26 protein-coding genes are annotated in these 24372 nt (G+C 56.9%); 15 read left to right on the plus strand and 11 right to left on the minus strand.

The window, feature by feature from the left end; all coding sequences use genetic code 11:
• Nucleotides 1–54 precede the first annotated feature (54 nt).
• From I9188_RS14215 to I9188_RS14245, 7 genes are all read left to right on the plus strand, one after another.
• Entirely contained in the window at nucleotides 55–429 is a 375-nt protein-coding gene (locus I9188_RS14215; RefSeq protein WP_209506831.1) for a hypothetical protein, read from the plus strand.
• 304 nt (nucleotides 430–733) lie between these two features.
• On the plus strand, nucleotides 734–2317 hold the full coding sequence (locus I9188_RS14220; protein WP_209506832.1) for an ABC transporter substrate-binding protein: 1584 nt from the start codon (nucleotides 734–736) through the stop codon (nucleotides 2315–2317).
• A gap of 67 nt (nucleotides 2318–2384) precedes the next feature.
• A complete protein-coding gene (locus I9188_RS14225; protein WP_209506833.1) occupies nucleotides 2385–3479 on the plus strand; it encodes a Xaa-Pro peptidase family protein in 1095 nt (364 codons plus the stop codon).
• On the plus strand, nucleotides 3479–4486 hold the full coding sequence (locus I9188_RS14230) for an ABC transporter permease subunit (protein WP_209506834.1): 1008 nt from the start codon (nucleotides 3479–3481) through the stop codon (nucleotides 4484–4486). Before I9188_RS14225 ends, I9188_RS14230 begins: the two co-directional genes overlap by 1 nt.
• Complete coding sequence (locus tag I9188_RS14235) at nucleotides 4486–5388, plus strand: ABC transporter permease subunit (protein ID WP_209506835.1); 903 nt, start codon at nucleotides 4486–4488, stop codon at nucleotides 5386–5388. Before I9188_RS14230 ends, I9188_RS14235 begins: the two co-directional genes overlap by 1 nt.
• Nucleotides 5389–5392: 4 nt before the next feature.
• Entirely contained in the window at nucleotides 5393–6370 is a 978-nt protein-coding gene (locus I9188_RS14240) for an ABC transporter ATP-binding protein (RefSeq protein ID WP_209506836.1), read from the plus strand.
• A complete protein-coding gene (locus tag I9188_RS14245) occupies nucleotides 6367–7323 on the plus strand; it encodes a dipeptide ABC transporter ATP-binding protein (RefSeq protein WP_209506837.1) in 957 nt (318 codons plus the stop codon). Before I9188_RS14240 ends, I9188_RS14245 begins: the two co-directional genes overlap by 4 nt.
• Before the next feature lie 73 nt (nucleotides 7324–7396).
• Here I9188_RS14245 and I9188_RS14250 read toward each other — a convergent pair whose 3' ends face one another.
• Entirely contained in the window at nucleotides 7397–8167 is a 771-nt protein-coding gene (locus I9188_RS14250; RefSeq protein WP_209506838.1) for a transporter substrate-binding domain-containing protein, read from the minus strand.
• Nucleotides 8168–8288: 121 nt separating this feature from the next.
• On the opposite strand from I9188_RS14250, the gene I9188_RS14255 reads away from it, so the two are divergent.
• The 3 genes from I9188_RS14255 to I9188_RS14265 are packed head-to-tail and all read left to right on the plus strand — an operon-like array spanning nucleotide 8289 to nucleotide 10144.
• Complete coding sequence (locus tag I9188_RS14255; protein ID WP_209506839.1) at nucleotides 8289–9029, plus strand: amino acid ABC transporter ATP-binding protein; 741 nt, start codon at nucleotides 8289–8291, stop codon at nucleotides 9027–9029.
• Nucleotides 9030–9038: 9 nt separating this feature from the next.
• On the plus strand, nucleotides 9039–9797 hold the full coding sequence (locus I9188_RS14260; protein ID WP_209506840.1) for an amino acid ABC transporter permease: 759 nt from the start codon (nucleotides 9039–9041) through the stop codon (nucleotides 9795–9797).
• An 11-nt stretch (nucleotides 9798–9808) separates the two neighbouring features.
• The gene (locus I9188_RS14265) at nucleotides 9809–10144 is read left to right on the plus strand and encodes a carboxymuconolactone decarboxylase family protein (RefSeq protein ID WP_209599641.1); all 336 of its coding nucleotides are present in this window, start codon (nucleotides 9809–9811) and stop codon (nucleotides 10142–10144) included.
• Between the two features lie 31 nt (nucleotides 10145–10175).
• Here I9188_RS14265 and I9188_RS14270 read toward each other — a convergent pair whose 3' ends face one another.
• On the minus strand, nucleotides 10176–11108 hold the full coding sequence (locus I9188_RS14270; RefSeq protein WP_209506842.1) for a hydrogen peroxide-inducible genes activator: 933 nt from the start codon (nucleotides 11106–11108) through the stop codon (nucleotides 10176–10178).
• A 107-nt stretch (nucleotides 11109–11215) separates the two neighbouring features.
• Here I9188_RS14270 and katG point away from each other — a divergent pair, with 107 nt between their 5' ends.
• The gene (gene katG, locus I9188_RS14275) at nucleotides 11216–13396 is read left to right on the plus strand and encodes a catalase/peroxidase HPI (protein ID WP_209506843.1); all 2181 of its coding nucleotides are present in this window, start codon (nucleotides 11216–11218) and stop codon (nucleotides 13394–13396) included.
• 69 nt (nucleotides 13397–13465) lie between these two features.
• Here katG and I9188_RS14280 read toward each other — a convergent pair whose 3' ends face one another.
• The 6 genes from I9188_RS14280 to I9188_RS14305 form a co-directional block, all read right to left on the minus strand.
• Nucleotides 13466–14308, minus strand: coding sequence for a fumarylacetoacetate hydrolase family protein (locus I9188_RS14280; RefSeq protein ID WP_209506844.1), 843 nt, complete (start codon nucleotides 14306–14308; stop codon nucleotides 13466–13468).
• Nucleotides 14309–14326: 18 nt separating this feature from the next.
• Nucleotides 14327–15082, minus strand: a complete 756-nt coding sequence (locus tag I9188_RS14285) for an SDR family oxidoreductase (RefSeq protein ID WP_209506845.1) — start codon at nucleotides 15080–15082, stop codon at nucleotides 14327–14329.
• 133 nt (nucleotides 15083–15215) lie between these two features.
• The gene (locus I9188_RS14290; RefSeq protein WP_209506846.1) at nucleotides 15216–16046 is read right to left on the minus strand and encodes an amidohydrolase family protein; all 831 of its coding nucleotides are present in this window, start codon (nucleotides 16044–16046) and stop codon (nucleotides 15216–15218) included.
• On the minus strand, nucleotides 16043–16471 hold the full coding sequence (locus tag I9188_RS14295) for an RbsD/FucU domain-containing protein (RefSeq protein ID WP_209506847.1): 429 nt from the start codon (nucleotides 16469–16471) through the stop codon (nucleotides 16043–16045). Before I9188_RS14295 ends, I9188_RS14290 begins: the two co-directional genes overlap by 4 nt.
• Nucleotides 16461–17513 carry an aldo/keto reductase gene (locus I9188_RS14300; RefSeq protein ID WP_209506848.1) on the minus strand — a complete coding sequence of 351 codons (1053 nt, stop codon included), beginning with the start codon at nucleotides 17511–17513 and terminating at the stop codon, nucleotides 16461–16463. The genes I9188_RS14295 and I9188_RS14300 overlap by 11 nt, the downstream gene beginning before the upstream one ends.
• Nucleotides 17510–18247, minus strand: coding sequence for a GntR family transcriptional regulator (locus I9188_RS14305; protein WP_209506849.1), 738 nt, complete (start codon nucleotides 18245–18247; stop codon nucleotides 17510–17512). The genes I9188_RS14300 and I9188_RS14305 overlap by 4 nt, the downstream gene beginning before the upstream one ends.
• A gap of 81 nt (nucleotides 18248–18328) precedes the next feature.
• Between I9188_RS14305 and I9188_RS14310 the strand changes: the two genes are divergently transcribed.
• Genes I9188_RS14310 through I9188_RS14325 form a run of 4 tightly spaced genes read left to right on the plus strand, consistent with a single transcriptional unit; the run spans nucleotide 18329 to nucleotide 23442 of the window.
• A complete protein-coding gene (locus I9188_RS14310) occupies nucleotides 18329–19882 on the plus strand; it encodes an altronate dehydratase family protein (protein WP_209506850.1) in 1554 nt (517 codons plus the stop codon).
• Nucleotides 19883–19923: 41 nt separating this feature from the next.
• A complete protein-coding gene (locus I9188_RS14315; protein WP_209506851.1) occupies nucleotides 19924–21450 on the plus strand; it encodes a sugar ABC transporter ATP-binding protein in 1527 nt (508 codons plus the stop codon).
• Nucleotides 21447–22454 carry an ABC transporter permease gene (locus I9188_RS14320; RefSeq protein ID WP_209506852.1) on the plus strand — a complete coding sequence of 336 codons (1008 nt, stop codon included), beginning with the start codon at nucleotides 21447–21449 and terminating at the stop codon, nucleotides 22452–22454. Before I9188_RS14315 ends, I9188_RS14320 begins: the two co-directional genes overlap by 4 nt.
• A 43-nt stretch (nucleotides 22455–22497) precedes the next feature.
• Nucleotides 22498–23442 carry an ABC transporter substrate-binding protein gene (locus tag I9188_RS14325; RefSeq protein ID WP_209506853.1) on the plus strand — a complete coding sequence of 315 codons (945 nt, stop codon included), beginning with the start codon at nucleotides 22498–22500 and terminating at the stop codon, nucleotides 23440–23442.
• A gap of 54 nt (nucleotides 23443–23496) precedes the next feature.
• On the opposite strand, the gene I9188_RS14330 is transcribed toward I9188_RS14325, so the two are convergent.
• The 3 genes from I9188_RS14330 to I9188_RS14340 all read right to left on the minus strand — a co-directional run.
• Complete coding sequence (locus tag I9188_RS14330) at nucleotides 23497–23796, minus strand: CcdB family protein (RefSeq protein ID WP_209506854.1); 300 nt, start codon at nucleotides 23794–23796, stop codon at nucleotides 23497–23499.
• A complete protein-coding gene (locus I9188_RS14335; RefSeq protein ID WP_209506855.1) occupies nucleotides 23796–24026 on the minus strand; it encodes a type II toxin-antitoxin system CcdA family antitoxin in 231 nt (76 codons plus the stop codon). The genes I9188_RS14330 and I9188_RS14335 overlap by 1 nt, the downstream gene beginning before the upstream one ends.
• 161 nt (nucleotides 24027–24187) lie before the next feature.
• A partial coding sequence (locus tag I9188_RS14340) for a hypothetical protein (protein ID WP_209599642.1) occupies nucleotides 24188–24372 on the minus strand: 185 nt, incomplete at its 5' end.

The following is a 24372-nucleotide window of genomic DNA, read 5'->3' on the forward strand; positions in this document are numbered from 1 at the left end:
CTGAGGCACAGTGAAGGCTCGCCGCCAAACCCCAGATGTCCAAGGACTCAACCAATGTTACACACTGCGCCCACCTGTCGAGAGGCGTCCCCTTGTTTCGATGCAAGTCGATCCAGCGCGCTCGACACCAACGGCATTCTCAATTCAACGGGTGCCGCGTCTCCTGTGGTGAACGAGGCAGAGTGCCAGAACTTGCGCAACTCCATCGGTCAAGGGAAAGCGCGCAATCTTTGGGGAATGGTTGCGTGGGGTTTGTTGGTGATTGTCCAAATCGCTGCGTACGCCGCCATGTTTTACGGAGTGTTGGTTATGCAAATCTCGCTGCTTCCCTACGTATTTCTGGTCGCACTGACCGTGTTACTTTGGCTGGGTTACGATTGCATTCGCGATATGCGCAAGGATACTTCATCAGCTACCAGTCAGAGATAGATATCCATTCTTACCTGAATGACTTAGGGTCAACGACAGTCGATACCTGTGGCCATACTGCCGGACCTTGTGGAATGTAAGTGTCGCCCTTCGCGATTTTCCTGGGGCAGGGCGCTTTCGATTTCAAGACACTTCCTGGCAACGGGCATCTTTCACGAAAGTCAGTGACAGAGCCGGTTGACAACAGGTTTTGTATTTTGGATACATTTGTCAGGGATATCGCAACGACCCGTATTGTCACTGAACGCTCTGACGACAAAGAGCCCTGCGATTGTCTTGCAAAGTCCATTTCTGGGAGAAAATCATGAAACTCAATCTTCTGGCCGCAACCACGGCAATCGCCCTGTCGGGTGCCGTGGCACAGGCAAATACCCTTGTGTATTGTTCCGAAGGTTCACCCGAGGGGTTTGACCCTGCTCTGTTTACCGCAGGAACAACCTTTGATGCCTCATCGCATCCTATTTATAACCGGTTGCTGGAATTCGAAACCGGTACGACCAATGTGATCCCCGGCTTGGCTGAAAGTGTCGAGGCCAGTGATGATGGCCTGGAATACACGTTCAAGCTGCGCCAGGGTGTCAAATTCCATTCGAATGACGAATTCACCCCGACCCGCGACTTCAATGCCGATGACGTAATCTTCTCGTTCATGCGCCAAAAGGACGAGAACCACCCCTATAACCAAGTGTCTGGCGGCACGTGGGAATACTTCCAGGGCATGGGGATGCCGGATCTGGTCTCTTCTATCGAAAAGATTGATGACTACACGGTGAAATTCACCCTGTCCAAGCCAGAGGCGCCCTTTGTTGCGAATATGGCGATGGACTTTGCATCGATCATGTCAGCCGAATATGGCGACGCTATGCTGGCTGCCGGCACGCCTGAAAAACTGAATACCGCGCCCATCGGGACCGGGCCTTTCTCGTTCGTGGCCTACCAGAAAGACGCGGTGATCCGCTATGCGGCTAATGGCGATTATTGGAAAGAACCGGCGCAGGTCGAAAACCTGATCTTTGCCATTACGCCGGACGCGTCTGTTCGCTTTCAGAAGCTGAAAGCTGGCGAGTGCCATGTGATGCCTTACCCGAACCCGGCTGACATTCAGGCGATGAAGGATGATGCAGACATCAACATGATGGAGCAGGAAGGGCTGAACGTCGGGTATCTGGCTTACAACACCACGATGGCGCCGTTCGACAACCCCAAGGTTCGCAAAGCGCTGAACATGGCGATCGACAAGCAGGCGATCATCGACGTGGTTTTCCAGGGTTCAGGCCAGGCTGCCAAGAACCCGATCCCGCCAACCATGTGGAGCTATAACGACGCTATCGTGGACGATCCATACGATCCCGAAGCGGCCAAGGCTATGCTTGATGCCGAAGGTGTCACAGACCTGTCGATGAAGATCTGGGCGATGCCGGTTCAGCGCCCCTACAACCCCAATGCCCGCCGCATGGCCGAGCTGATCCAGGCTGATTTTGCCAAGGTTGGTGTGGGCGTCGAAATTGTCTCGTACGAATGGGGCGAATACCTGTCACGCTCGAAAGAACTGAACCGCGATGGTGCTGTTTTGCTGGGCTGGACCGGTGATAACGGCGATCCGGACAACTTCCTGGCCGTTCTGCTGGGCTGCGACGGTGTCGAGGCATCAAACCGTGCGCAATGGTGCCACCAGCCGTTCGAGGATCTGATCCTGAAAGCCAAGCAAAGCACCGATCAGGCAGAGCGGACCAAGCTGTATGAAGAAGCGCAGGTCGTGTTCAAAGAGCAGGCCCCATGGGCAACCATTGCTCACTCGGTTGTATTCATGCCGATGAGCAACAAGGTGCAAGGCTACAAAGTGCACCCGCTGGGCGGCCACATCTTCTATGGTGTGAGCGTCGAGTAAGCCACCACTCACTCACCGGAGCTGCCTGTTTGGCGGCTCCGGCTTTTTATTGAGGAGGTCGGCCTGAATGCCGGATCTGTCCGAATATCGTCAACTGGCACGGGACATGTCGGTCGACGCTGTAGCTCTTGTACCTGGCCCGAATTTCACACGCGCTTTGGGAAAAGCTTTCATGAGCCACGAACGGCCCTTCGTGGTCGTTGTCCCGGCTGAGGGACAGGCCGCGGCGATTGTGCCCAATCTGGAACTGGCCTCATGGGGTCTTGTCGGGTTCGAGGGCGCTGTTTTCGATTGGCGCGATCAGACCGGTTATGACGATGCGTTTACCGCATTGGCCGCGCATATCCCGATCCGCTCGCTGGCGGTGGAAGGTCAGGTGATGCGGGTTTTTGTCTCTGCCGCATTTACCCTTGCTTTGCCGGACTTGAGGATCGTCGACGGTGAACGCGAAATCTCGGGCCTGCGCAGCATCAAGACCGATGAAGACATTGCTGCGTTGCAGGCGGCCATCGATATCTCGGAACGCGCGTTGGTGCGTGTGATTGCAGATGTGCGTGTCGGCCAGACCGAAAAACAGGTCGAACAGGCCTTGATACAGGCGCTTTTTGCAGAAGGGGCCGAGTCTCTGGCGTTTTCGCCCATCGTGGCGGCTGGCGACAACTCGGCACGGCCGCATGGGAAAGCGCGCAACGACTACCAGATCAGGACAGGCGACGCTTTACTGTTCGATTTCGGTGCCCGCAAAGATGGTTTCGCCGCCGACATCACGCGAACCTTCTTTGTTCAGGACGTGTCGGACGAGGGCAGGGAAGTCTATGATACTGTTCTGCGCGCCAACAAAATCGGGTTCGAAGCCTGCCGCCCGGGTGTTACGGCCCATGACATCGACGATGCGGTCACAAGCGTGCTCGAAGCCTCGCCATTTGCGGATCGTATTCGCACCAAAACAGGTCACGGGCTGGGCCGGGATGTGCACGAGGCACCATATATCATGCGTGGGAATCATCAGAAAATCCTGCCGGGTATGGTCTGGACCAATGAACCAGGTCTGTATGCGCTCGACAGTTTTGGCGTTCGCATCGAAGATGACGTGCTTGTCACTGCGGATGGTTGCCGGTCGCTGACCCATTTTCCCAAAGAGCTTACAATCATAGGTCGCTGATGTTTGGTTACTTACTCACCCGCATTGGCCTGTTCGTCCCGACCTTTCTGGGCGTGACGTTGATCTCATTCATGTTCATCCGGGTGCTACCGGGTGATCCGATCATCGTCATGGCTGGCGAGCGCGGTATGACTGAAGAACGCTATCAGGAAATGGTAGAAAAGTTGGGTTTCGACAAACCGGTGTTGCAGCAATACTGGGAATACCTTGCCGGGGTTTTGCAGGGCGATCTTGGCGAAAGCTTTGTCACCAAAAAACCGGTCTGGGAGGAGTTCTTTTCGCTGTTCCCCGCGACAATGGAACTTTCGCTCTGCGCCATGATATTCGCCATCGCATTGGGTCTGCCTGCCGGGGTGATTGCGGCGGTGAATCGGGGGAAGTTTTTTGACAGGGCGCTGATGTCTTCGGCATTGGTCGGATATTCGATGCCGATCTTCTGGTGGGCGCTGCTGCTGATCATCGTGTTCTCGGGCAATCTTGGCTGGACGCCGGTCTCGGGCCGGATCGACCTGCTTTATTACTTTCCAAATGTCACTGGCTTTATGCTGATCGACAGTCTTTTGTCCGGGCAGGAAGGCGCATTCGCGTCGGCTGTTCGTCATCTGATCCTACCGACAATTGTGCTGGGAACCGTTCCGCTGGCCGTGATTGCGCGACAGACCCGGTCGGCGATGCTGGAGGTTCTGGGTGAGGATTATATCCGCACTGCGCGTGCCAAAGGGCTGTCGCCCACGCGTATCAACGGGCTGCATGCGCTACGTAACGCGCTGATCCCTGTTGTCACGGTTATTGGATTGTCGGTCGGTTCATTGTTGGCGGGGGCAATTCTTACCGAAACCATCTTCAGCTGGCCGGGCATCGGCAAGTGGATGGTCGACAGTATTTTCCGCAGGGATTACCCGGTGGTGCAAGGGGGTTTGCTGATGATCGCGGTGATCGTGATGCTGGTGAACCTGCTGGTCGATGTCCTGTACGGCATCATCAACCCAAAAATCCGGAGACGATGATGACCGAGCTTTCGTCGACCCAGCCCGTAACTGAAAATCGTCCCAGCGCACTGCGAGAGTTCTGGTATTACTTCAGCGAAAACCGCGGTGCCGTGATTGGGTTGTGGGTCTTTGCAGGTTTTGTGTTCTGTGCGGCCTTTGCCCCTTTGCTGGCCCCCTACGATCCGACCGAACAATTCCGGGACCATATCCTGCAACCCCCTGCCTGGCAGGAAGGCGGAAGCTGGGCCTTTCCGTTGGGTACCGATCCTTTGGGCAGGGATATGCTGTCGCGGCTGATCATGGGGTCACGCTATTCCTTCTTTGTGGGGATCGTTGTGGTCTGTGTTGCCGTAACGGGTGGCGTAATGGTCGGCCTTCTGTCGGGTTTTGCGCCCAAATGGGTTGATACATTGATCATGCGGGTGATGGACATCGTCCTGGCTTTCCCGTCTTTGCTGCTTGCCCTTGTTCTGGTCGCCATTCTGGGCCCATCACTGACCAACGCGATGATCGCCATCGCCATCGTGTTTCAGCCGCATTACGTGCGCCTGACCCGAGCGTCGGTTCTGGCGGAACGGCAGAAAGACTATGTAACCTCGGCCCGTGTGGCTGGTGCGGGCAAGTCACGCCTGATGTTCATCACGGTGTTGCCCAATTGCCTGGCGCCAATCATCGTTCAGGCGGCCCTGTCTTTTTCCACTGCCATTCTGGACGCGGCGGCCCTTGGGTTTCTGGGCATGGGCGCGCAGCCCCCCACGCCGGAATGGGGCACCATGCTGGCTGAAGCGCGCGAGTTCATCCTGCGCGCATGGTGGGTTGTCACCTTCCCCGGTCTCGCAATTCTGGTCACCGTGCTTGCCATCAACCTGATGGGCGACGGGTTGCGCGATGCGCTGGACCCGAAACTGAAACGGAGCTGATCGCATGAGCCTTTTGCAGATCCGTAACCTGACTGTCGAATTCGCCACATCTTCGGGCAGTTTCCGCGCCGTGGACGGTGTCGATCTGTCGGTCGACAAAGGCGAATTGCTGGCCATCGTTGGCGAAAGCGGTTCGGGCAAGTCTGTGTCGATGCTGGCACTGATGGGCTTGCTGCCCTGGACCGCCACGATCACCGCCGATGAGATGAGCTTTGAAGGCCGTGACCTGTCCGGTATCTCGGCCCGTGAACGGCGCAAGATCATAGGCAAGGACATGGCGATGATCTTTCAGGAGCCGATGTCTTCGCTGAACCCCTGTTTTACTGTCGGGTTCCAGATCAAAGAGGCATTGCGCATCCACCTTGGCCTGAACCGAAAAGAGCGTCACGAGCGTGCGGTCGAATTGTTCGATCAGGTTGGCATTCCCGCGCCTGAAAGCCGCCTGAATACCTTTCCGCATCAGATGTCAGGGGGCATGAACCAACGGGTTGTGATCGCGATGGCCATTGCCTGCAAGCCCAAGCTGCTGATCGCGGATGAACCGACCACGGCACTGGACGTGACCATTCAGGCGCAGATTCTGGATCTGCTGATCCGGTTGCGTGATGAGCATGACATGGGCCTTGTTCTGATCACCCATGACATGGGTGTTGTTGCGGAAACCGCCGAGCGGGTTCAGGTGCAATATGCCGGGCAAAAGGTTGAAGAACAGCCTGTCAGGGATTTGTTCCGAACTCCCCGTCATCCCTATACCACGGCTCTGCTCAGTGCTTTGCCGGAACGGGCGACGTCCAAGATTCTGCCGACGATACCAGGTGTTGTTCCGGGGCAATTCGACCGGCCAAAAGGATGCCTTTTCAGCCCACGGTGCCGCTTTGCCGACGCGACCTGCGCCCAGACCCCGCCGACCCCTCATGCCGAGGGATTTGGCAAGGCGCGCTGTCACCATGTTGAAAAGATTGCCGCCGGAGAGCTGGTATGACTACACCTATCGTTCAGGCCAAAGACCTGGCCCGGTTTTACACGGTCAAGGGCGGGTTGTTGTCCAAACCTGCAACCGTAAAGGCGCTGTCGGGGGTGGATTTCGACCTGCAACCGGGAAAAACACTTGCCATTGTCGGAGAGTCAGGCTGTGGCAAGTCTACGCTGGCCAGACTGATCACAATGATCGAAGAACCAACCTCGGGCAGCCTGACGATCAACGGGGTCGACATCATCCCTTCGCAATGGAGCAAGATGCGAGAGACGGTGCAGATCGTCTTTCAAGACCCATATAGCTCGTTGAATCCGCGTCAGCGCATCGGCCAGATCCTGCAAGAACCGCTGATCATCAACCGGCCACAGATGACGGCCGCCGACCGTGAAACGCAGGCACGCAAGATGATCGAGATGGTAGGCCTGCGCCCCGAACATTATGACCGCTATCCGCATATGTTCTCGGGTGGGCAACGCCAGCGGATCGCTATTGCAAGGGCGCTTATGCTGGACCCCAAGGTGCTGGTTCTGGATGAACCTGTTTCGGCGCTGGATGTTTCGATTCAATCGCAGATCCTGAACCTGCTGGTCGATCTGCAGGAGCGGCTGAACCTGGCCTACCTGTTCATTTCACATGACTTGTCGGTTGTCCGGCATTTCGCCGATGATGTGATTGTTATGTATCTGGGGCGCGCGGTTGAAAAAGGCCCGAAAGAGCAGCTGTTCGCGGCACCCCGACATCCGTACTCCAAGGCGTTGCTGTCCACGACGCCCCGCGCCGACCCGGATGCCCGCAAAGAACGGATCAAGCTGGAAGGCGAGTTGCCGTCACCCATGAACATCCCGAAAGGGTGCGCTTTTGCGCAACGATGCTGGCTTGTGACTGATCAGTGCAGGCAAACATTGCCTGAACTGGATGATGAAACCCATCAGGTCGCGTGTCTGCATCCTCTTTTCTGAAGAACCAGATGGCAGACGAAAACGCCCGGGCCAAGGCACCGGGCGTTTGGAAAATTGCATATCCTTGATGGCGTCAGAGCCCCCATTTCTCGCGGTTTGCTTCAAAAAAGCCTTCCGCTCTTTTTACTTCGATCCAGTTGTTCACATAGTTGATCCAGATCTGATCGCCTTGTGGCAGGATCATCGCAATCGGCGAAGGTGACCGGGGACCGGCGTTTTTCACGCGGATAACAGGAAACTTCTCCTCAAGGGTCGAGCCCTCGATGTTCGACGTTATGAATACATCAGCACGACCGGCGATTACTTCCTGATACCCGCGGGCCGGGGCCTCGACCACCTTGATCTCGGCGTTTGGGAACCATTCACGGACCCGTTTTTCGAATGTGGTGCCCAAAGTCGTCGCGACCTTCACACCAGCCTGATTGATCGAGTCATACCCGTCGAACTTGTCGGCCTTGTCCTTGGTGGTGTAGGGGAAGAGTTCCACCGAGATATAGCTGTCGGAAAAACCGGCAACTTTCATGCGCGGTGGTGAAATCGATGCAGACCCGGTCAGGTGGTACTTGCCTGCCACCACACCGTTGACCAGTGTTTTCCAGTCCGTGGGGACAAATTCGACCTCAACCCCAAGATCGGCGGCCAATGCATTCATGATGTCGATGTCGTATCCTTTGTAGCTGTTGGTTGCCGGGTCGCGCAGTGTCATAGGGTTCCAGTCACCTGTGGTCCCAACCTTGAGCACGCCGGAATCCAGCACCTCGTTCAGCGCAGATTGCGCCTGTGCGGAACCTGACAATACAAGCCCCAACACGGCGACCGCCGCGGCTTTCCAAAAAACGCTCATAGGTATCTCCCGTTGGTGGCGTTACGACCTTGTGATTGCAATCCTCATTGATTTCAGTCCAAAGGGAAAGATAACCTCAAGAAAATATTACAATGGGGCAAAAACGGGGGCAGTTCAGCATATGCCAGGCGCTGCAATCGAGCTTGTGGGCGTGAATAAGTGGTATGACACGTTTCATGTTCTCAAGGACATTAACCTGACGGTCAGCAGCGGCGAAAAGGTGGTGATTTGCGGGCCTTCAGGGTCAGGCAAATCCACCGTCGTTCGATGTATCAACCGGTTGGAAAAACACCAGAAAGGTATCATTCGGTTAGATGGGGTTGACCTGACGGATGACGCAGAGTCAACGGCAACCATCCGGTCCGATGTCGGGATGGTCTTCCAGCAATTCAATCTGTTTCCGCATTTGACCGTTTTGGAAAACCTGACTTTGGGTCCGATCAAAGCGCGCGGCCTGAGCCGGAAGGACGCGGAAGAAAAAGCGCGCCATTATCTGGATCGTGTACATATTCCCGATCAGGCGGACAAAAAGCCCATGCAGTTGTCCGGAGGTCAGCAGCAACGTGTGGCGATTGCACGATCCTTATGCATGGAACCGCGCGTGCTGCTGTTCGATGAACCCACGTCGGCGCTGGACCCCGAGATGATCTCGGAAGTGTTGGAAGTTATGGTTGAACTGGCGAATGAGGGCATGACCATGGTGGTCGTGACCCACGAGATGGGGTTTGCCCGCAAAGTGGCTGACAAGATGATCTTCATGGATGCTGGTGAAATCGTCGAAGAAGGCAAGCCGGAACATTTCTTCACCAACCCTCAGTCTGACCGCTGTCGCAAATTCCTGTCTCAGATACTGCAGCACTGAGAGGGGCCGATGAAAAAACTTCTACTAATTGTACCTTTGCTGCTGCTGGCAGGCTGTTCGTCTTCCCAGACCTGGGGTTGGTATGTGATCGACCCGACCACAGCATCGGGTTGGGTCAATGTGAAATTTCTGATCTCGGGGATGGGGGCGACGATCCAGATTTCACTGATCGCAGCGGCGATGTCGATCGTCATCGGATTGTTGGTGGCCCTGCCGGGGTTGTCCGAGAAACGCGGCTGGCGGCTGGTTAACCGTGTTTACGTTGAATTTATTCGCGCAATTCCTCTGCTGCCGATGCTGTTCTGGGTCTTTTATGGCTTGCCCATCGTGTTCAAGTCGATGGGCATGAATGTCCCCATCGATCCCTTTTGGGGTGCGATCATCACATTGGCGATTTCTGACAGCGCCTTCACTGCCGAGATTTACCGCGCAGGCATCCAATCCATCGCGCGTGGTCAAAGCGAAGCGGCGCAGACCATCGGGCTGAACTATGTGCAGACCATGCGTTACGTGATCCTGCCGCAGGCAATCCGGCGCATTCTGCCGCCCTTGGCAAACCAGTTCATCTACATCGTCAAGATGAGCGCATTCGCCAGCGTCATCGGGATGCAGGAACTGACCCGGCGCGCGAATGAGCTGGTGGTCACGGAATACCGCCCGCTGGAAATATATACCCTGCTGGTCTTTGAATACCTGATCCTGGTTCTGATCATCAGTGCGGGTGTGCGCTGGCTGGAGCGTCGCATGGGCGCGGACGAGCGCGGATAAGGAGAATGGATATGGACTGGAAAGCTTTCATGGCCGAGACCGAGGCCAATATCGGAACTTTTTCGAAGGAAGTGCCCGAAACCGTGCGCGGCTTTGGCATCATGGGCAAGGCCGCCAAGACCAATGGCGCACTGAGTGAGAAGACCAAGGAATTCATGGCCCTTGGCATCGCCATTGCGACCCGCTGCGACAGCTGCATAGGGTTTCACGTGCGTTCCCTTGTCCGGCTGGGTGCCACCCGAGACGAGGTGTGCGAGGCATTGGCGATGGCGACCTATATGGGGGGCGGTCCGTCTTACGCCTACAGCGCCAAAGCGCTGAAGGCTTATGATGTGTTTTCCGGGTAATTGCCGCGCATAGCATTAAAGCGGGTTGTGATCAGGCGTTTGGTTCCGGTTTCATTTGCCCCATGCCTCCCGCGTTTTCTTCTGCGGTTTTGCGAATAATTGCACCGATTTTCAGAAGGTTTTCGCCCAGCGGGTTGGTCTTTCGCCAGATCAGGCCGATGGTTCGGGTTGGTGGGGTGTCCTGAAAGCGGGCGATGGACACATCGGCAGACCGGGTTTCCAGCCCCACGGCCATTTCTGGTATCAGCGTTACACCGATGCCCGCCCCGACCATCTGCACCAGTGTGGACAGAGAACTGCCCTCCATAATGTGCTGCGGTTCGATGTTGCGGATCGAACAGAAGGAAAGCGCCTGATCCCTGAAACAGTGCCCTTCTTCCAGCAACAGCAGCCGCATCGTTCTGAGCTGTGACGAACTTGGCATTGGCAACCCTGCGTCCCGCGCCGGGCGAACCAGCAGAAAGTCTTCGTTGAACAACGAAAATTCCCGAAGGCTGGGTTCCGAGACAGGCAAAGCGACAACAGCAAAATCCAGCCTGGAGTCCAATATTTCGCCGATCAGGGTTTGGGTGATGGTCTCTTTGGGCTCGATCGTCAGCTGTGGGAATCGTTGCGACAGTGCCTTGATGATTGATGGCAGCAAGTAAGGCGCGACCGTGGGGATGACCCCGATTCTGATGCGACCCGACAAGGGACCGGCGGAAGATTGCACAAGATTCCTCAAATCCTCGACCCGTGTCAGGATTTCGCGGCCATGTTTTAGGACATCTTCGCCAAGCGCGGTCAGGCGCGTCTCGCGCGCTGCGCGTTCGACCAAGGGTCCACCCATGATGGCCTCCAGCTCTTTGATTTGTATGGAAAGCGCGGGCTGCGATATCGCGCTGGCCGCCGCCGCCTTTCCAAAGTGGCCGTGGGTGGCAAGTGCTTCGAAGTAGCGCAGGTGTTTAAGTGTGAGTGACTTCATAGGAAAAACTAATCGCAACGATAGTAATTACAAATTTCCAATTATCGAAACCGTAAGGTACGAGTCAAGACATCTGAACCCCTCGGTAAATACTCAGGAGATTTACAATGGACGGTAATCCCCACAATCACCAATCCGGCGGCTGCCCAGTCTTGCATGGCGGCAACACGGGTACGGGCAACTCTGTCACCAAATGGTGGCCGGATGCGCTGAACCTGGACATTCTGAGCCAGCATGACACGCGCACCAACCCGATGGACACGGATTACAACCACCGCGAAGCCGTCAAAGGGCTGGATTTCAGCGCTGTCCGCGCCGATGTCGAAGCGTTGCTGACCGACAGTCAGGACTGGTGGCCTGCCGATTGGGGCCATTATGGCGGTCTGATGATCCGACTGGCGTGGCACTCTGCCGGGTCGTACCGCTTGGGGGATGGTCGCGGCGGCGCTGGTTCGGGCAACATCCGGTTCGCGCCGCTGAACTCATGGCCGGACAATGCAAGCCTGGATAAAGCCCGCCGTCTGCTGTGGCCGGTGAAAAAGAAATACGGCAATGCGCTGTCCTGGGCAGACCTGATTGTTCTGTCAGGGACGGTGGCCTATGAATCCATGGGTCTGAAGACCTTTGGCTTTGGCTTTGGTCGCGAAGACATCTGGGGCCCCGAAAAAGATGTTTACTGGGGTTCTGAAAATCAGTGGCTGGCACCGTCCGAGAACCGTTATGGCGATTTGGAAACCCCCGGCACGCTGGAAAACCCTCTGGGTGCGGTGCATATGGGCCTGATTTATGTGAACCCCGAAGGCGTGAACGGTAACCCGGACCCGGCGAAAACAGCGCTGCACATCCGTGAAACCTTTGCCCGCATGGCAATGAACGACGAAGAGACGGCGGCGCTGACCTGTGGTGGTCACACAGTCGGCAAAGCGCATGGCGCGATGGCGGGCGATCATATCGGCGCCGAACCCGAAGCCTGCCCGGTCTCCGGTCAGGGTCTGGGATGGGACAACCCCGATCAGAACGGCAAGGCAACCAACGCATTCACGTCTGGTATCGAGGGTGCGTGGACGAAAAACCCGACCAAATTCGACATGGGCTTTTTCGATTACCTGTTCGGATATGAGTGGGAATTGGGAAAATCGCCCGCGGGTGCCAACCAGTGGCAGCCTGTCGACATGCCGGAAGATGAAAAGCCGGTCGACCCGACCGATCCTTCTATTCGCCGTATGCCGATGATGACCGATGCGGACATGGCAATGAAGATCGATCCGACATACAACGCGATCTGTCAGAAGTTCATGGCCGACCCGGATTACTTTGCTGACACCTTTGCCCGCGCGTGGTTCAAGCTGACCCACCGCGACATGGGGCCACGCGTCAATTACTATGGCCCAGACGTCCCGACAGAAGAGCTGATCTGGCAGGACCCTATCCCTGCCGGTTCGACCGGGTATGACGTCGATGCCGTCAAGGCAAAGATCGCCGACAGTGGTCTGACCGCGGTCGAGATGATCACCACCGCATGGGACAGCGCCCGTACCTTCCGTGGCTCGGACAAACGCGGCGGCGCAAACGGTGCGCGTATCCGTCTGGCACCTCAGAAAGACTGGGCAGGGAACGAGCCCGAGCGTCTGGCAAAAGTGCTGGGCGTTCTGGAGCCGATTGCAGCGGAAACCGGGGCCTCGATCGCCGACGTAATCGTTCTGGCGGGTAACGTCGGTCTGGAACAGTCGATCAAAGCCGCAGGCTTTGACATGACGGTTCCGTTCTCGGCTGGTCGCGGCGACGCAACAGATGAGCAGACCGATGCGGACAGCTTCTCGGTGCTGGAGCCGCTGGCGGACGGGTTCAGAAACTGGCAGCTGAAGGAATACGCGGTATCACCCGAGGCGATGATGCTGGACCGTGCGCAACTGCTGGGTCTGACCGCTGCGGAAATGACGGTTCTGGTTGGTGGCCTGCGTGTGCTGGGTGCCAATCACGGCGGATCGGCGCACGGGGTCTTCACGGATCGCGTGGGTCAGTTGACCACCGACTTCTTCGTCAACCTGACGGATATGTCGCTTAGCTGGCACCCGGTTGACGGTGGCACATATGAGCTGCGTGATCGTGCCTCGGGTGAGGTCAGGTTCACCGCAACCAGCGCGGATCTGGTTTTCGGCTCGAACTCGATCCTGCGTGGTTACGCCGAGGTCTACGCCCAGGACGATAATGCCCAGAAGTTCGTGCGCGACTTCGTGGCGGCCTGGACCAAGATCATGAACAACGACCGGTTCGATCTGGTAGCCTAAGTCAAAAATTTTCAGGCGAGGGAAACCTCGCCTGATTTTGTGTTTGGGCAGACATCTGGTAGCGCCCGATTATCCCGCGATCACATTCTGTTTTTGAATGCCCAGACCTTCGATGCCCAGCTCCATCGTGTCGCCGGGTTTCAGATAGACTTGCGGGTTTTGCCCCATGCCCACGCCCGGCGGAGTTCCGGTCGAGATCACATCGCCCGGCTGCAGGGACATGAATTGCGACAGGTGTGAGATCACAGTTGCCACCCCGAAATGCATCGTCCGGGTCGAGCCGTCCTGATAACGGTGGCCGTTGACCTCAAGATACATCGGTAGATTCTGTGGATCTGCAATCTCGTCCCGCGTCACCAGCCATGGACCAATGGGGCCGAATGTGTCTGCCGACTTGCCCTTGACCCACTGCCCCGAGCGGTGAAGCTGAAAATCACGTTCTGACAGGTCATTGACCACACAATAACCTGCGACGTGATCCATAGCTTCGGCCTCGGAGATGTATTTTGCTTCCTTGCCGATCACCACGCCCAACTCGACCTCCCAGTCGGTCTTGACGGACCCCCGCGGGATTTCCACCGTGTCGTTCGGACCGATAATGGCCGATGTCGCCTTGAAAAAGATCACAGGTTCCTGCGGCAATTCCATACCGCTTTCTGCCGCGTGGTCGGCATAGTTCAGGCCGATGCAAATGAACTTGCCCACATGGCCGACACACGCCCCTAAACGGGTGTTGCCTTCAACAATCGGCAAATCCTGTGGATCCAGCGTGCGCAGTCGCGCCAACCCTTCGTCGCTGAGAACATCACCCGATATATCGTCGATGACGCCTGACAGGTCGCGAATTGTGCCATCGTCGTGCAGCAGCCCGGGCTTTTCGGCACCAAAGGCGCCAAACCGCAGTAGTTTCATATTGTGATCCTTTTCAGCTTAAATCGCCCATCCGCCATCAATGGCAAAGGGCTGACCTGTGGTAAATGCGCTGCTGTCACTCGCAAGGTAGAGCGCCAGATCAGCAATCTCATCCGCGGTCCCGATGCGCCCCATCGGCTGGCGGGCGATGAAATCCGTCATCGCTTTTTCGTAGTCGCCCGTCGCCCTCAAACGCTCGTGCAGGCTGGGGCTGTCAACGGTGCCGGGGCAGATAGCATTGCACCGGATGCCCTGCGTGACGAAATCGGCGGCGATCGACTTGGTCAGGCCAATTACGGCAGCCTTTGATGCGCAATATACAAATCGGTTTGGAACGCCCTTCATCGACGAGGCGACCGAGGACATATTGATGATCGATCCTCCGCCGTTTCTTAACATCGCGGGCAGGGTCAGACGGATCAGGCGATACATGGCCTTCACATTAAGATCGAAACTGAAATCCCAGTCGTCCTCTTCGCACTCAAGAATGGTCCCGTTTGCCACGTAACCCGCGCAATTGAACAGGATATCCAGCGGTGGCAATTCAGCCACGGCACGTTTCACGGCATGCGCGTCTGTCACGTCGAGATGGATCGGAGAGATCCTGTCGATCTCCGAAAGCTCGGCCAAAGTGGTTTCGTTGATGTCGCTGGCAAAGACATGCGCGCCTTCGGCTGCGAACAGTTCGGCCGTGGCACGTCCGATACCCTGTCCAGCCGCGCTGATGAATGCGGTTTTGCCTTTTAGTCGGTCAGAAGGCTGATGGGATGTCATTCTGGTCCTCATGATTTCCCGAAACCGGGTAGTGTGTTGGGGATAACTGCCCTGTTGTTCGCGTCTCAGGGATAACATTTGGCTGGATCAGCGGGCCCAAAGCAGTGCGTATTTGGGGTTCGGTGCAGCACCGTCAAATCCTGACGTGATAAGCCTTGGCCGCATTCCCTCCGAGGATGGCCGCACGGTCATTGGTGGAAAGTTCGCTTAGCAGTTCATCGGTTGCATCTATCCAGCGTTCATAGCTGCCTGCCAATGTGCAGACCGGCCAGTCGCTGCCCCAGATCAACCGCGATGGCCCGAACGTGTTCAGTAGGTGATCCACATAGGGGTACAGGTCCCGAACCGTCCAGTCAGGCGCAGCTTCGGTGACAAAACCGGACAGTTTGCAGAACGCGTTGGTGCCCTGCGCGATGGCGGCCATGTCTTCGGCCCATCCGCCAAGTACGCCGTCACGGATCAGAGGTTTCGAGCCATGGTCAATCACAACCCGCATGTCCGGGTGCCGCGCCAGAAGTTGACGCAACGGCCCCAGGTGTTGGGGCAGGGTGAGAGCATCAAAAGTCAGATCGTTAGACTGGATGGCCTCAAAGGCAGGCGTCAATGCCGCGCCGAGCATCCAGTTCGGATCAGCGATATCCTGAATCATTGGCCGCAGACCAACCAAAGCGGGATGAGCGGCAAGCTTGGCGATTTGCGCGCTCGCATCCGGAGCGTCAAAATCGACCCAGCCAACCACACCTTTGATAAAGGGTGTTTTGTCCGCCAGGGACAACAGGTACTCCGTCTCGGCGACGGTCGGCGCTGCCTGAACCAGAATTGTCCCGTCGATGCCCTGTGCTTGCAACAATGGCGCAAGATCATCTGGCCCGAAGTCCCGGTAAATCTGGCTCAAGTCCGGTGTCAGCCACCCATAGTCACCACGCGCCAGTGCCCAAAAATGCTGATGGGCGTCGATCTTCATGCGATCACGCCTTTCTTCAGGATGATGTTACCGTACAGCCTGCGCTCGCCGGTCTGAATGATGGCAAATGCTGATGCCGCGCGTTGGTAGAAGGCGAACCGATCCAGACCCTGAATTTGTGCGGGGTTGTCAGCCTGCGCGTCGATGATCTTTTGGAAATCTGCGACGGCCTCGGGCACGGCTTCGGGATCACCGACAACCTGCATGGTCAGCGCGGGGTCGGGCACGAATGTATCCAGCGGCATGACAGACAAAACGGCGCCAAGCAGGTCGCTTGCCATTGAACCATCCGCACGGATACAGTCAGGCCCAAGGCTGGAGCCCGGGAAATTGGCATCTGCAATAACGATGTCATCGCCATGGCCCATGGCACGCAGGGCATACAGCAACTCAGGTGACAACAGCGGGTCGAGGTTACGCAACATTGACAGATTCCTTGGGCAAGGGGGCATCTGGCCGGATCAGGCCTTCGGTCCGCAGGTCTGACCAAAGCTGGGCGGGGATGGTCCGTTCCATTAGGGCGACATTGGCTTGAACCTCGACCGCGTTAACAGCGCCCGGAACAACCGTTTTCACGGCGGGGTGTCCCAGAACAAATTGCAGCGCGGCTGCGATCAACGGTGTGTCATGGGCCGCACAGACGGCTTCGATCCTGCGCACCCGTTCAAGAATATCCTCAGGCGCATCGGAATAGTTATACTTGGCCCCTGGCACCGCTCCGGCAGCGAGGATGCCCGAGTTATACGGCCCGCCCAGAATGATACCCACATCACGCTTTTCGCAAAGCGGCAGAAAACTGTTCAAGGCTTCCTGCTCCAAAAGCGTATACCGACCTGCCAGCAGGAACCCGTCGAAATCGCCAAGGCCCAGCAGTTTTTCGCAAACCTGCCATTCGTTTACGCCCGCGCCAATCGCGGCGATTTCACCGGCATCGCGCAGTTCAACCAGCGCTTTGTAGCCGCCGCCATCGAACAACTCGCGCACTTTGGCGTCTGACATTTCCTGACTGCCCTGACTGAAAGCGCAGACGTCATGCACCAGAAGAATGTCTGCATTGGCAACACCGATCCGGTCTCGGCTTGCCTCGTATGACCGCATGACGCCGTCATAGGTATAGTCGAACACAATGCGTTTCTGCGGAACGTCCACAAACGCTTCGGGCGTCACCTCATGTGGTTCGCAATCCAGCAGCAGACGACCGATTTTGGTTGATAGCTTGATGTTCTCACGCCCAAACCGCCTGATCGCTTCGCCAAAGCGATACTCGGACCGCCCCAACCCGTATTGCGGCGCGGTGTCAAAAAACCGGATGCCCGAGTCAAATGCGGATTGCAAAGCAGCCTGCGCATCAGCTTCCGAGACTTTGCGATAAAGATTGCCCAAGGGCGCGCCGCCAAACCCCATACGGGTCAGCGGTACAGGCCGGGACGTCCTGTTGTTCAGAAGGGCGGTTTGCGAAACGCTCATCCTGCCTCTCGGGTGTTTTGGGGGTTTAAATTGAACAGTTGCGGTCTTTCCTGTTGCAGCCGTTCGATCCGAGGCATCAGTTGCCCAAGGTGATGGCGCATGGCGTCTTGTGCCGCACGTTCGTCATGGGCGCTGATGGCGTCGAATATCGCCCGGTGTTCGGCAAGTGTTTCCGCGATGCGGCCGGGTGTCGGCAACAGCAACATCCGCGCGCGGCTGACCTGTAACGACACGGTCTGTGCCACGTCCGGGAGGCGAAGCATCCCGGTGAATGCCATCAACAGGGCGTGGAATTCCTCATCTGCGTGATAGAACCCGGCAATGTCTTCATCTTCGATCAACAGCTCTTGCAGGCGCACATTGCGGCTCAGCTTTTTGCGCTGATCTTCGGTCAGGTCACGCGCTACCTTGGCCACTGTTGCCAGCTCCAGGGCCTCTCGCAGAAAGGCCCCTTCGCGAATTTCATCCATCGAGAAATAGGACACGCGTGTACCCGATTGCGGCACCACATCCACCAGCCCTTCGGCGGCAAGCCTAGTTATGGCGTCCGCGACAGGTGCGCGGGACACACCCAACTGAGCGCAGATCGGCGCCTTCCGAAGGTTAGCGCCGGGGGGGAAATCCAATGCCAGGATCGCCTGTTTGATGGATTGGTAAACGCGCTGCGCGAGCGACCCCTCAAATGTTGAAATGTCGGGCAGGCGGGTAGCGTCAATGTCGTATGGGTGGTTCATAAATCAGAACTATCATACTAACATGCTAGTTGACAACAGCAGATTATCCCCGTAGCTCTGTGGCGAACAAGCGGGGATTCCATGCACCCAGTTTCCAAGAACAAAACCCCAGGCGGCCCGGCCCGTGACACAATCCGGTTGAACCCGGATGACAACGTGATCATCGCGTTGCGCGACCTGAAGGCCGGCGCGCAACCGGACGGGCTATCGCTGCAGCTTCCCACGGAAATCGCGCGCGGGCACAAGATCGCCACCGTCCCGATTGCGGCAGGTGAGAATGTGATCCGCTACGGACAGATCATAGGTCAGGCCAAAGCGGATATCGCCATGGGCGAGCATGTTCATGTCCATAATCTGGGTATGGGGGCGCATCAGCAGGACTACGCATATGCAAGCGCGAACACGCCACTGCCCGAGATTTCAGGCGACCGTATCTTCCAGGGTTTCCACCGCGCCGATGGCAGGGTCGGTACGCGCAACTACATCGGCATTTTGACAACGGTGAATTGCTCCGGCTCCGTGGCGCGGTTCATAGCCGAAGCCGCCGAGAAACGGGGCTTGTTGGACGCGTACCCGAATGTGGATGGCATTGTCCCGATCGTTCATGGCACAGGGTGTGGCATGTCCGGAAAAGATGAAGGCTATGCCACACTGTTTCGGACATTGGCTGGGTATTCCCAGCACCCGAATTTCGCCGGTATCCTGCTGATCGGTTTGGGGTGCGAGGTGATGCAGGTGGCCGATCTGGTTGGGGGTCGTCCGATCCGTCCTGATGGCGTGCTGCGTTATATGACCATACAGAGTGAGGGCGGCACACGCCGTACCATTGAACGTGGATTGGACGAACTGCGCGGGATTGCCGACCTCGCGAACAAGGCCGAACGCGAACCTGCGCCGATCAGTGCGATAACGGTTGGAATGCAATGTGGCGGGTCGGATGGGTATTCCGGGATCACCGCCAATCCCGCTTTGGGTTATGCGTCGGATCTGCTTGTGCGGCATGGCGGGACGACGATCCTGTCCGAAACCTCGGAAATCTACGGCGCGGAGCATCTTTTGACCCGGCGGGCCGAGACCGTTGAAGTCGGGGAAAAGCTGATCGAACGCATACGCTGGTGGGAGGGGTATACTCAGCGCAACGGCGGTGAGATGAACAATAACCCAAGCCCCGGCAACAAGCGCGGCGGGTTGACGACCATTCTCGAGAAATCGCTTGGCGCTGTCGCCAAGGGCGGCACCGCGCCCTTGCGTGGTGTTTACAAGTTTGGCGAGAAAATTGACAGGACCGGGTTTGTTTTCATGGATAGCCCCGGTTTTGACCCATGCTCGGTCACGGGGCAGGTGGCATCAGGTGCGAACCTGATCGTGTTCACCACCGGGCGGGGCTCGGTTTCGGGATATCAACCAACACCCTGCATCAAGCTGGCAACCAATTCCGAAATGTATGCCCGGATGTCGGAAGACATGGATCTGAACTGCGGGGACATCGTCACAGACGGCGTGAGCATCGAGGTAAAAGGCGAAGAGCTGTTCGAAATGCTGATCCGTGTCGCATCTGGCGAACAAACAAAAAGTGAAGAACTTGGCTTTGGCGGGGTCGAATTCGTGCCCTGGCAAATCGGTGCGGTGATGTAGGCCGCACCACCCCTTGGGGAGAGGGGTGTTTGGGAGGATAAATGACAAAACTGGTCGACATGTCGGGGATCGAGAAACACTTTCCCGGAGTCCATGCGCTGAAATCAGTGCAGTTCGATCTGGTGCCCGGCGAAGTTCACGCGCTGATGGGCGAGAACGGTGCAGGCAAAAGCACGCTGATGAAAATCCTCTCGGGGATCTATCAGCGTGACGGCGGCACACTGCAAATCGAAGGGCGTGATGCAAACCCAACCTCGCCACGCGAGGCGCAGGCCTTGGGTATCGGCATCATTCATCAGGAACTGAGCCTGATGAATGATCTGACGGTGGCGCAGAATATCTTTATCGGCCGCGAACCTCGTAAACGGTTTGGGCGGCTGAACGATGTCGCGTTGAATGCACAGACGGCCGAGATTTTTGCGTCCATGAACCTAAGCCTCGACCCCAGGGCGCAGGTCGGCAGTCTGACCATTGCGAAACAACAGATGGTCGAGATCGCCAAGGCATTGTCTTTCCGGTCCAGGGTTCTGATCATGGATGAACCGACCGCGGCCCTGAACGATGCTGAAATTGCCGAGCTGTTCGTGATCATCCGCCGCCTGAAGGCCGAAGGCGTGGGCATTGTCTATATCAGCCACAAAATGGATGAGCTGAAGCAGATTGCTGACCGGGTTACGGTGATGCGCGACGGAGAATACGTTGGCACCGTTGACGCGGCAGCAACGCCGATCAGCCAGATTATCGCGATGATGGTAGGTCGCGAAGTCAAGGAAGAGCCGCTGGTCCCCCCCGATCTGAGCGATGCCGAGGTTTCGCTGGAAGTGACCGGGCTGTGTCGGGGTCACGAAATCCGCGATGTCAGCTTTTCGGTCCTGAAGGGTGAGATCCTGGGCTTTGCCGGGCTGATGGGGGCCGGACGTACCGAAGTTGCGCGGGCAATCTTCGGGGCTGATCCCAAAGATAGCGGAGAAATCCGGGTGCATGGGCAGGTGGTCTCGATCAGGACACCATCCGATGCCGTCAAGGCGGGCATCGGCTATCTTTCCGAGGATCGCAAGCATTTCGGCCTCGCCACAGGGATGAGTGTTCGTGACAATGTTGCCTTGGCTTCGATGGATATGTTCACCGGACGTGTCGGTGTTCTGAACGATGGTGAAATCAGTACGACAGCCAAGGGTTACATCACACAGTTGGGTATTCGCACGCCTTCGGACACGCAGGAGGTGCGTCTTTTGTCCGGCGGCAATCAGCAGAAAGTTGTCATTGCCAAATGGCTGCTGCGGGATTGCGATATCCTGATTTTCGATGAACCCACGCGGGGCATCGATGTCGGCGCAAAATCTGAAATCTACAAGCTGCTGGAAGAACTGGCCGGGCAGGGCAAGACGATCATCGTGATTTCGTCGGAACTGCCCGAGATCATGCGCCTAAGCCATCGCATTGCAGTGATGTGCGAAGGCCGACTGACCGGCATTCTGGCGGGCGGCAAATACACCACTCAGGAAGACATCATGCATCTGGCGACCCAGCGGGTGGCGGCGATGCAGGTTACAGGAACAGCGCAATGACCTCAGCAACGGATATCGAAAAGAAAACCCCGCTGGCGGGTCTCTCCGAAAGCGGCGCCTATCAAAAGCTGCTGGCCTTCGCCAGCTTGATTGCCTTGCTGATCGGGTTTTCAATCGCGTCGCCGAATTTCATGCAAACCTCGAACATGATCGCCATTTTGCAGGCGACATCTGTCAATGGGGTGCTGGCGGTTGCTGCAACGCTGGTCATCATTACCGGCGGGATCGACCTGTCCGTGGGAACTCTGATGACGTTCTGTGCCGTCATCGCCGGTGTCGTGCTGACCTATCTCGGTATGCCGCTGTTGCTGGGGGTTGCGGCAGCGATTGTGGCGGGTGCGTTCTGCGGGCTGTGTTCGGGTACCTTTGTCGCCAAGATGAAAATCCCGCCTTTCATTGCCACGCTGGGTATGATGCTGATCCTAAAAGGGTTGTCGCTGGTGATCTCGGGCACGCGGCCCATCTACTTCAATGACACGCCGGGCTTTGACCAGATTTCGCGCGGGTCGCTGATCGGAGAGGTTTTCCCTGCTTTGCCGATCCCCAATGGCGTGCTGATCCTTTTCCTTGTTGCCATTGCAGCTTCGTACATTCTGGGAAGAACGGTTCTGGGCAGATACACCTTTGCGCTGGGATCAAACGAAGAGGCGGTGCGACTTTCGGGAGTGAACACTGATCTTTGGAAGATGCGCATTTACGCTCTGGCAGGCGGGATCTGTGGCATTGGCGGTATCCTGATCGCGTCGCGCCTGAATTCGGCACAGCCCGCGCTGGGGCTTGGCTATGAGCTGGAAGCCATCGCTGCAGTCGTGATCGGGGGCACGTCCCTGTCCGGTGGGCGCGGTACGATCCTTGGCACCCTGATCGGTGCCCTGATCATGGCAGTTCTGACCAATGGTTTGCGGGTGCTGTCCGTGGCGCAGGAATGGCAGACCGTTGTCACCGGCGCGATCATCATTCTGGCCGTTTACGCCGATATGGCGCGGCGCAGGAAGACAGGTTGAACAGTCACAAAATCAGAAACGAAGACCAACTGGAGGAGAAGACATGCTAACACGTCGTTTCATTTTGGGAGCCCTGAGTGCGGCCAGCCTTTCGATACCTGCAACTATGTCATCAGCGGAAGACATATATATTCCGCTGGTGTCCAAAGGGTTTCAGCACCAGTTCTGGCAGGCGGTAAAGTCCGGCGCGGAACAGGCCGCCGAGGAATATGGTGTCACGATCACCTTTGAAGGCCCGGACAACGAAACCATGGTGGATCGTCAGATCGACATGCTGGCGGCAGCCCTGGCCAATAACCCCAAGGCCATCGGTTTTGCCGCTCTGGACAGCCAGGCCGCTATTCCTCTGTTGAAGCAAGCTGATGAAAAGGGCATTCCGATCATTGCCTTTGACAGTGGAGTTGACAGCGACATTCCGGTTTCTACGGCAACAACAGACAATCAGGCCGCGGCTGCGCTGGCTGCGGACAAGATGGCCGAGATGATCGGCGGCAAAGGCAAAGTGGCCGTTGTTGCGCATGACCAGACCAGCCGCACAGGCATCGACCGGCGCGACGGCTTCGTCAATCGCATTGCCGAAAAATACCCGGACATCGAAGTTGTCACGGTTCAATACGGTCAGGGTGACCACCTGAAGTCGACCGAGGTGACCAAAGCGATCCTGACGGCGAATCCCGATCTGAATGGCATCTTCGGCACCAACGAGGGCTCGGCCATCGGAGTGGTGAATGGGGTGCAGGAACTGGGGACCGAGGGGCTGGTCATCATCGGGTATGACAGCGGCAAGGCCCAGAAAGATGCGATCAAAAGCGGGCTGATGGCGGGTGCAATCACTCAGAATCCCGTGGGCATCGGGTATGAAACCGTCAAGGCTGCCGTGGCCGCGATGAAGGGCGAAGAAGTTCCTGCCCTGATTGATACCGGGTTCTACTACTACGACGCATCCAACATCGACGATCCAAAGATCGCGGCTGTTCTGTACGATTGATTTTCATTGTCAAACATGTTCCTGGCTCTTGGTTCTCCAAGAGCCAGAAGCTTGTCAGAATCCCTGCATTAGCATGTCGATGCCGGCGGTGATCTGCGCAAAGTGGTCATCAAGGTCGTCGACAGGCGATTTTAGAATGCCCACCGGAACCGCAGCCATGAATTGGGTCGCCATTACAAACGGTTTGCCCTGGATATCAAAGACGGGATTGAGCCGGGTGGCTGGGATCGGTGCCGTCGCTTCGGGAAGCAGGGGCACGACGACGCGTGTGTTCAACCCGCTCAGCAGATCGCTCTGGATGTCCAGAAGATACCCGTCACCTGACGGGTTGGGGAACACGTCGTATTTTGGCATCAGAACTGTCGGTAGGTGTCCAGCGGTAAGCCATTACGCTCGACATACGCGTTGGAACTCTCAAGTGCGGCCTTGTTTTCGGCTTTCCAGCGTTCAGCTTTTGCGCTGGCGACTGCGGCCCGAATGCCGTCTTCGGCTGCGCGGGACAGGTTGATCTTCAGATCCCGCGCCTCGGACAGCATATCGCCATCCAGTGATAGATTTGTCGGTCTACGAGATGGAGCATTCATTTGACTACCCTCTGAACTGCGCCATTTTACCATCACACGATATGCGCGTCAAACATGCGCATATTGCGTGAAGCGCAGAAGCTCTCTGGTCAACGGCACGTGGCAATCACGAAGTTTTGGCCTAAAAAGAGCTTTGCGCTCAGTTTTCCAATCCCTCCCAATTATTCTGCGACATTTTGTTTGTGTTTATTGAACTGTTGGTCGAAGAGGTTTTTGAAGGGGCCGTTTTTTTGCATGAGTTGGTCGAGGTTTCCCTGTTCGGCGATGGTGCCGTCCTGGATGACGATGATCTTGTCTGCCTCCAGCACGGTTGACAGGCGGTGGGCGATGACGATGACGGTGACAT

This window comes from Ruegeria sp. HKCCSA071 (assembly GCF_017872555.1).
Taxonomy (GTDB): Bacteria; Pseudomonadota; Alphaproteobacteria; order Rhodobacterales; family Rhodobacteraceae; genus Ruegeria.

Excerpts from the sequence above, each read along its gene's own strand:
- I9188_RS14215 (WP_209506831.1), top strand. The coding sequence starts at position 55 with ATGTTACACACTGCGCCCACCTGTCGAGAGGCGTCCCCTTGTTTCGAT.
- I9188_RS14220 (WP_209506832.1), top strand. The coding sequence starts at position 734 with ATGAAACTCAATCTTCTGGCCGCAACCACGGCAATCGCCCTGTCGGGT.
- I9188_RS14225 (WP_209506833.1), top strand. The coding sequence starts at position 2,385 with ATGCCGGATCTGTCCGAATATCGTCAACTGGCACGGGACATGTCGGTC.
- I9188_RS14230 (WP_209506834.1), top strand. The coding sequence starts at position 3,479 with ATGTTTGGTTACTTACTCACCCGCATTGGCCTGTTCGTCCCGACCTTT.
- I9188_RS14235 (WP_209506835.1), top strand. The coding sequence starts at position 4,486 with ATGACCGAGCTTTCGTCGACCCAGCCCGTAACTGAAAATCGTCCCAGC.
- I9188_RS14240 (WP_209506836.1), top strand. The coding sequence starts at position 5,393 with ATGAGCCTTTTGCAGATCCGTAACCTGACTGTCGAATTCGCCACATCT.
- I9188_RS14245 (WP_209506837.1), top strand. The coding sequence starts at position 6,367 with ATGACTACACCTATCGTTCAGGCCAAAGACCTGGCCCGGTTTTACACG.
- I9188_RS14250 (WP_209506838.1), bottom strand. The coding sequence starts at position 8,167 with ATGAGCGTTTTTTGGAAAGCCGCGGCGGTCGCCGTGTTGGGGCTTGTA.
- I9188_RS14255 (WP_209506839.1), top strand. The coding sequence starts at position 8,289 with ATGCCAGGCGCTGCAATCGAGCTTGTGGGCGTGAATAAGTGGTATGAC.
- I9188_RS14260 (WP_209506840.1), top strand. The coding sequence starts at position 9,039 with ATGAAAAAACTTCTACTAATTGTACCTTTGCTGCTGCTGGCAGGCTGT.
- I9188_RS14265 (WP_209599641.1), top strand. The coding sequence starts at position 9,809 with ATGGACTGGAAAGCTTTCATGGCCGAGACCGAGGCCAATATCGGAACT.
- I9188_RS14270 (WP_209506842.1), bottom strand. The coding sequence starts at position 11,108 with ATGAAGTCACTCACACTTAAACACCTGCGCTACTTCGAAGCACTTGCC.
- katG (WP_209506843.1), top strand. The coding sequence starts at position 11,216 with ATGGACGGTAATCCCCACAATCACCAATCCGGCGGCTGCCCAGTCTTG.
- I9188_RS14280 (WP_209506844.1), bottom strand. The coding sequence starts at position 14,308 with ATGAAACTACTGCGGTTTGGCGCCTTTGGTGCCGAAAAGCCCGGGCTG.
- I9188_RS14285 (WP_209506845.1), bottom strand. The coding sequence starts at position 15,082 with ATGACATCCCATCAGCCTTCTGACCGACTAAAAGGCAAAACCGCATTC.
- I9188_RS14290 (WP_209506846.1), bottom strand. The coding sequence starts at position 16,046 with ATGAAGATCGACGCCCATCAGCATTTTTGGGCACTGGCGCGTGGTGAC.
- I9188_RS14295 (WP_209506847.1), bottom strand. The coding sequence starts at position 16,471 with ATGTTGCGTAACCTCGACCCGCTGTTGTCACCTGAGTTGCTGTATGCC.
- I9188_RS14300 (WP_209506848.1), bottom strand. The coding sequence starts at position 17,513 with ATGAGCGTTTCGCAAACCGCCCTTCTGAACAACAGGACGTCCCGGCCT.
- I9188_RS14305 (WP_209506849.1), bottom strand. The coding sequence starts at position 18,247 with ATGAACCACCCATACGACATTGACGCTACCCGCCTGCCCGACATTTCA.
- I9188_RS14310 (WP_209506850.1), top strand. The coding sequence starts at position 18,329 with ATGCACCCAGTTTCCAAGAACAAAACCCCAGGCGGCCCGGCCCGTGAC.
- I9188_RS14315 (WP_209506851.1), top strand. The coding sequence starts at position 19,924 with ATGACAAAACTGGTCGACATGTCGGGGATCGAGAAACACTTTCCCGGA.
- I9188_RS14320 (WP_209506852.1), top strand. The coding sequence starts at position 21,447 with ATGACCTCAGCAACGGATATCGAAAAGAAAACCCCGCTGGCGGGTCTC.
- I9188_RS14325 (WP_209506853.1), top strand. The coding sequence starts at position 22,498 with ATGCTAACACGTCGTTTCATTTTGGGAGCCCTGAGTGCGGCCAGCCTT.
- I9188_RS14330 (WP_209506854.1), bottom strand. The coding sequence starts at position 23,796 with ATGCCAAAATACGACGTGTTCCCCAACCCGTCAGGTGACGGGTATCTT.
- I9188_RS14335 (WP_209506855.1), bottom strand. The coding sequence starts at position 24,026 with ATGAATGCTCCATCTCGTAGACCGACAAATCTATCACTGGATGGCGAT.